Origin of the sequence: Neisseria sp. HMSC058F07, from assembly GCF_001810035.1 — a bacterium.
Taxonomy (GTDB): Bacteria; Pseudomonadota; Gammaproteobacteria; order Burkholderiales; family Neisseriaceae; genus Neisseria; species Neisseria perflava.
This window is the reverse complement of the sequence record NZ_KV799682.1, coordinates 3,885-8,809: the sequence shown is the minus strand read 5'-3', so window position 1 is coordinate 8,809 and position 4,925 is coordinate 3,885. Positions and strand designations below refer to the sequence as shown.

Annotated in this window: 13 protein-coding genes; all 13 read left to right on the top strand. The window is 45.4% G+C overall.

All coding sequences use genetic code 11. The features are described from left to right. Positions 1-99 precede the first annotated feature (99 nt). The 13 genes from HMPREF2696_RS11915 to HMPREF2696_RS06200 all read left to right on the top strand — a co-directional run bounded on the left by HMPREF2696_RS11915 (position 100) and on the right by HMPREF2696_RS06200 (position 4,768). Entirely contained in the window at positions 100-222 is a 123-nt protein-coding gene (locus HMPREF2696_RS11915) for a hypothetical protein (RefSeq protein ID WP_256388732.1), read from the top strand. 77 nt (positions 223-299) lie between these two features. Beyond that, positions 300-893: a DUF7168 domain-containing protein gene (locus tag HMPREF2696_RS06245; RefSeq protein ID WP_239665342.1), complete on the top strand. Its 594-nt coding sequence runs from the start codon at positions 300-302 to the stop codon at positions 891-893. An 85-nt stretch (positions 894-978) separates the two neighbouring features. After that, complete coding sequence (locus HMPREF2696_RS11605; RefSeq protein WP_168162675.1) at positions 979-1,146, top strand: hypothetical protein; 168 nt, start codon at positions 979-981, stop codon at positions 1,144-1,146. Next, positions 1,146-1,637 (top strand): methyltransferase domain-containing protein, encoded by a 492-nt coding sequence (locus HMPREF2696_RS06240; RefSeq protein WP_049343824.1) that lies wholly within the window; start codon positions 1,146-1,148, stop codon positions 1,635-1,637. Before HMPREF2696_RS11605 ends, HMPREF2696_RS06240 begins: the two co-directional genes overlap by 1 nt. Beyond that, positions 1,634-1,831, top strand: a complete 198-nt coding sequence (locus HMPREF2696_RS06235; RefSeq protein WP_049343825.1) for a hypothetical protein — start codon at positions 1,634-1,636, stop codon at positions 1,829-1,831. The genes HMPREF2696_RS06240 and HMPREF2696_RS06235 overlap by 4 nt, the downstream gene beginning before the upstream one ends. Then, positions 1,828-2,184 (top strand): hypothetical protein, encoded by a 357-nt coding sequence (locus HMPREF2696_RS06230; protein WP_049343826.1) that lies wholly within the window; start codon positions 1,828-1,830, stop codon positions 2,182-2,184. Before HMPREF2696_RS06235 ends, HMPREF2696_RS06230 begins: the two co-directional genes overlap by 4 nt. Continuing rightward, positions 2,181-2,621 carry a hypothetical protein gene (locus tag HMPREF2696_RS06225; protein ID WP_049343828.1) on the top strand — a complete coding sequence of 147 codons (441 nt, stop codon included), beginning with the start codon at positions 2,181-2,183 and terminating at the stop codon, positions 2,619-2,621. The genes HMPREF2696_RS06230 and HMPREF2696_RS06225 overlap by 4 nt, the downstream gene beginning before the upstream one ends. Then, complete coding sequence (locus HMPREF2696_RS06220; RefSeq protein ID WP_049343829.1) at positions 2,618-3,445, top strand: hypothetical protein; 828 nt, start codon at positions 2,618-2,620, stop codon at positions 3,443-3,445. The genes HMPREF2696_RS06225 and HMPREF2696_RS06220 overlap by 4 nt, the downstream gene beginning before the upstream one ends. A gap of 1 nt (position 3,446) precedes the next feature. Continuing rightward, complete coding sequence (locus HMPREF2696_RS06215; RefSeq protein WP_049343831.1) at positions 3,447-3,692, top strand: hypothetical protein; 246 nt, start codon at positions 3,447-3,449, stop codon at positions 3,690-3,692. A 15-nt stretch (positions 3,693-3,707) separates the two neighbouring features. Beyond that, complete coding sequence (locus tag HMPREF2696_RS06210; protein WP_049230751.1) at positions 3,708-3,908, top strand: hypothetical protein; 201 nt, start codon at positions 3,708-3,710, stop codon at positions 3,906-3,908. Between the two features lie 11 nt (positions 3,909-3,919). After that, positions 3,920-4,066, top strand: a complete 147-nt coding sequence (locus HMPREF2696_RS11600) for a hypothetical protein (RefSeq protein WP_168162674.1) — start codon at positions 3,920-3,922, stop codon at positions 4,064-4,066. Next, on the top strand, positions 4,059-4,580 hold the full coding sequence (locus tag HMPREF2696_RS06205) for a host-nuclease inhibitor Gam family protein (RefSeq protein WP_049343832.1): 522 nt from the start codon (positions 4,059-4,061) through the stop codon (positions 4,578-4,580). Before HMPREF2696_RS11600 ends, HMPREF2696_RS06205 begins: the two co-directional genes overlap by 8 nt. Next, positions 4,580-4,768 carry a hypothetical protein gene (locus HMPREF2696_RS06200; protein WP_049343834.1) on the top strand — a complete coding sequence of 63 codons (189 nt, stop codon included), beginning with the start codon at positions 4,580-4,582 and terminating at the stop codon, positions 4,766-4,768. Before HMPREF2696_RS06205 ends, HMPREF2696_RS06200 begins: the two co-directional genes overlap by 1 nt. Positions 4,769-4,925: the final 157 nt, after the last annotated feature.

The window sequence follows — 4,925 nt, the reverse complement described above, 5'->3', positions numbered from 1 at the left end:
GCGTGCGACGGCGCGAATGGCGCAAAAAAATAGAGAGCGTGAAATCGAGGAATATCAGGCGCGTTTTAAACGGCCTGCCGAGAAGAAGGAGGAGAAAAAATGATTTGGTTTGTTGTCGGATTGGCTGTGTTGGTGTTGCTGGGGATTTGGCTTGAAATGCTGGCCCGAATCGTTGTGTTGCACATGATAGGCAAATGCCATGACGGGTATGACGACAATTAAAACGGTAAGGCGTTGATGTTGCTCTATATTTTTTTGCCTTATTGAAAATGTAAGGTATTGATTTAAAAGGATTTAAGATGAATAAAGAGAAAGTCTTAGACAAAATCAAGAAATGCTTGGCTTTGAGTAAGTCGGCAAATGAACACGAGGCCGCACAGGCGTTAAAGCAAGCGCAGGCTTTAATGGAGAGGCATGAAGTCAATGCTGTGGATATTGCTTTATCTGAAGTCTCTGAACAAAGAGCTGATCGGAGAATGGCCTTTAAATTAGCAGATTGGCAATGGGGCGTTGCAAATATGATTGCCGATATATTTGGGTGCCAATCTTACCAACGTGGGAAGACGATGATGTTTTACGGCATTGGAAATAGAGCAGAAATCTCAGCCTATGCCTTTGATGTAGTTTATCGGCAGATTTCTGCCGAACGCCGCAAATTTTTAAAAAACTGCCGAGCAAGAAAGCAAGCACATAGAACTTATCTTGCCGACCAATTTTGCAATGGTTGGATTATGGGTGCTTGGAAGATAGTCAAAAAATTTGAGATGTCCGATGAAGAAAAAGCCGTTATGGACGGATACAAAAAAAAGAACTTCCGGACATGGTCGAAGCGAAAACAAGGGATGCGAAATCATCAATTCTCCAAGGGTCAAAGATGGAATATGGGGCATTAGCTCAAGGAATGGAATCGGGTAAACAAGTGCAGTTACATCATGCCATGAATGGTACAGACGGCGTGAAACAAATTGGAGAGCAAAAATGAATCAAAAAGAAATTGCAGAATGGGTCGAAGACCGTGGCGAGCTGATGATCATGAAGAAGGACGGTGAAGGCTTTGTAATCGTTGCGCGTGCGCCGGACGGGATGTGGAAAACGGCGGAGGCGGAAACTTTGGCTCAGGCGATAACTTTATGGGAGGAAGCGTGATGAAGGTATTAGACCCGTGTTGCGGCAGCCGGATGATGTGGTTCAATAAAAATAACCCTGAAGCTGTTTTCGGCGATAAACGCAAAGAAATCCATCTACTGAAAGACCGGAAATATCTGCGCAAACTGGAAATTAATCCCGATGTGGTTATGGATTTTACAAATATCCCTTTTCCTGACAACACGTTCGCAGTAGTGGTTTTCGATCCGCCTCATTTACAAAGAGCGGGAGAAAAATCTTGGCTTGCAAAAAAATACGGGGTGTTGGGCAATGAGTGGAGAGAAGATTTTCGTAAAGGGTTTGCTGAGTGTTTCCGGGTATTGCGTCCTGACGGCATATTGATTTTTAAGTGGAGTGAAAATCAAATCCCTGTGAAAGAGATTCTTGCTCTGACTAACGTAGAACCACTTATTGGGCACGTTAGCATGAAGCATAAGCAAAACCAAACACAGACACATTGGATAACGTTTTTGAAGGAAGAAGCGTCATGAGCATTGGAATGATGATTTATCTCTTGATCTGCGGGCTGATTGGTTTGGCACTGGTGGTTTTGGCACTGATGAGCCTGATTGAAAACTGGTTTAAGCAGCGGACTAAAGCTGTTGTTTTGGATGCCTGCGGTATGTTTTTTGGGTTGATTGTTGTCCTTGTGGCGTTTTTGGCGATTCTTGGGGTGGTTAAATGATTGAAATCAGAAGTAAAAACTTTATCGCGTACAACGCAAGTGAAAGTGTTTTGGAAAGCATCATCAAGGATGTTTTCACGGGGTTGATGTTGAGTTTTTGTGTGTATATCAGCCATTGGTCAGCCTCAGTGTTTTGGACATTTATCAGCGGTTTGATGTTTTTGTCTTATCTGGGCATTAAGTTGGGCAGGTTGATTCGTGACAAGCGAACTAAGTTTGAAACTTGGTCAGAGCTTAAAGCATGGATCGATAAACAAGCTGAACTTGAAAATCACTTGGCAGGTAATGTTCAGATTGTAAAAGGCAATGGAAATGTACAGGCTGGTGGTGATGTTTGGAAGGATAAACAATGAACATCAAAAAATTCAACCCGAAAAAAGACCCTAAATACATTGACTATATTTTTCGATTTTTGAAGAAAAAATCCAAACTGATTGAAACTTTAGGAGCTTATCCACGAATTGTTAAGTTTAAAGATGGATTTGACTGGTATATCGGCTGGTTTATTGATGACGGTCTTGAAGATTTTATTGGCAGCAGGATTTGTTACGGCTCCGAAAAAGTTGAGACTTTTTGTTTTGTTAGAACCACTGAAGCGGAGGTTGTCGCTGAAGTCAAATGGAATGAATACGAACGTGTCGGAGTGTGTGCATTAACTAAATGGCATCACAAATGGGTCTATGCCAATAAACAATCACGCAAATGCCGACACTGCGGAAGATGGGAACGGAAAGTCGTCAAGACCGTTAAGACGGTTGAACGTCGAACATTATGGGAGAGCGAGTCATGAACATCAAATGCCCGAACTGCGGGGCGGTGCATAGCCTGGACAGCTTAATCAATGACGCAGACGCATCAGCGGTATTAAAGGCTGTGTTGGAGATGGATGTGGAATTGGGCAAGGCGGCGATACGGTATATCGGTTTGTTCCGCCCCGCCAAGTCCCAGCTCTCTTGGGCGCGTACCGCAAAACTGCTGAATGAGTTGCTGCCGATGATTAAGGCGCAGGAGGCGGCACGCGACGGGGTTTGTTTCCCCGCTCCTACCGAGGCTTGGATTCACGGTTTTAATGAAACCGTTAATGCCCGCGACCAAGGCCGTCTGAAACTGCCCTTAAAGTCGCATGGTTATTTGCTGGAGATTATCAGCCAGTGGCAGGGTTCGGGGGTGCCCTCTCCCCAGCCCTCTCCCACGGGGAGAGGGGGCGAAGGCGGCGCACCGTCCAAGCTGCGGCAGGGTGTGGCAGCCTTGGGCGAATGGGCAGGAGAAGATTGGGCGAAACGAGAAATCGCTTCAGGTTTTACATTGCTTGCCGCGCTCAATCTACCCAACCGACCGGCAGCGCAGGATATGCCGGTAGTTGCGGAAATTTGGTATCGGAAACTGATGGAGAAAAAAGAAATCGTCTCGCCGGAGTATGACCCGATACGGATTCAGACGGGGTTTAAGGTATTGCAGGCGGCGGAAACATGGCCGCACCCCGCCGAACTGCTCCGCAACCTGCCGCCACGGTTGATACCAAGGGCGATGCTGGCAAAGCCCGCGCCGGATAAGGAAAAAGGCCGTCAGAAAATGGCGGAAGTGAAAGATGTTTTAAACAAGAAAGGTAAGTGAAATGAAAGAGTATGTTTTTAAAATCATTGCGGAAAATGGGAAGTGTCGCGTCGAGTTGCCCGAAATCAAGATAAACGGTGAGTATCAAGCTCCCGACCTGATGGCTGCGTTGACAACGGAATTTTTAGACAGCGTATGCAGTGATGCCGCCCGAGATACGGAAGGATTTATCAAGGCTGCTGTCACTAATTTAAAAGCATTGCAACTGGCAAGACAGTTGAGAGATGCAGACCGAAAAGTAAACTAAGAAAGGAAAAAGAAAATGGCTAAAGTCATTATTACTATTAAAGATAGTACCAAAAGCTTATTTGATTTTGAAATCAAAGGATTGGGAGATGATAGTGAAAAAACTCCTGCAATCTTTGCCGGACATGCTGCAGCAGGCTATCTGAGAAAAAGGCAAACAGCACTCCACGAGAATTTTTTAAGTCAAATTTTACGAGACTTATCAGATCAAGATTAAAGGAAAACATCATGATTGAACCGCACGAGTACCGTCTATTGGACGAATATTTAGAGCAAGACTGGGATGCCTTTATCAGTTTTGCTGAAACTAAAGGATTTGAAGCAAGCGAAGTATATCAACTACTCAACAAACTGGAGGAAAAAGCAAATGGCTAAAACCCGAATCAAACAGCCCGCGATCGAAGCGGCACAAGACAAAGCGGAAGTTACTGCGTTTATCCGCAAAATTGGTGATTTGCAGCGCGAAGTCAAACGCCTGGAAACCGAAGCCGGAGACAAAAAAGCGGTCATCGAAGAAGAATATGCCGCCAAAGCCGCGCCGATGTGTGCCGAAATCATGAGCCTGACCGAACGTGTGGCCGCATACTGCGAGGCACATAAGGACGAGCTGACGGAAAACGGTAAAACCAAAACAGTGGACTTTACTACCGGCCTGATTAAATGGCGCATCCGTCCGCCATCCGTCAAGGTAACGGGCGTGGCTGCCGTCTTGGCGTGGCTCTCGGAGAAATCCGCCTTTGCCGAGTTTGTCCGCACAAAAAAGGAAATCGACAAAGATGCCATCCTGAATCAAAAAGAGCGTTTTTCAGACGGCCAAGTGCCGGGAATTAAGATTGTGTCGGGGCTTGAGGATTTTGTGATTGAGCCTACTGAGCAGGAGTTGGCGTGATGGCGAAAATTGTGATTGAAATTGAAGATTTGCCTAATGGTAAAGTTAGCTATGTACCTCATGGAGATCTCCTTATCCGAGATGGCGGCACTCCTGCTCAATTAACTTGGATTGCTGTGCAAGATGTTATTGATATGCTTGGAAAGATTGGGGCTATACAAGGTATGTCAAAGCGGGAGATGTCGTGATGGAAAACGGAAATTTAAATACCGATGAGCTGGAATTTTTAAGAACTGCCGCACGCGATTCCTTCTACATCCACGCTCAAGTCGAAAACGCCAACCGAAAATTAGAAACCGCTTTTCTCGTGTGGGAAAAAGTGAAAGAAGGAGAAAAAGAGGCTAT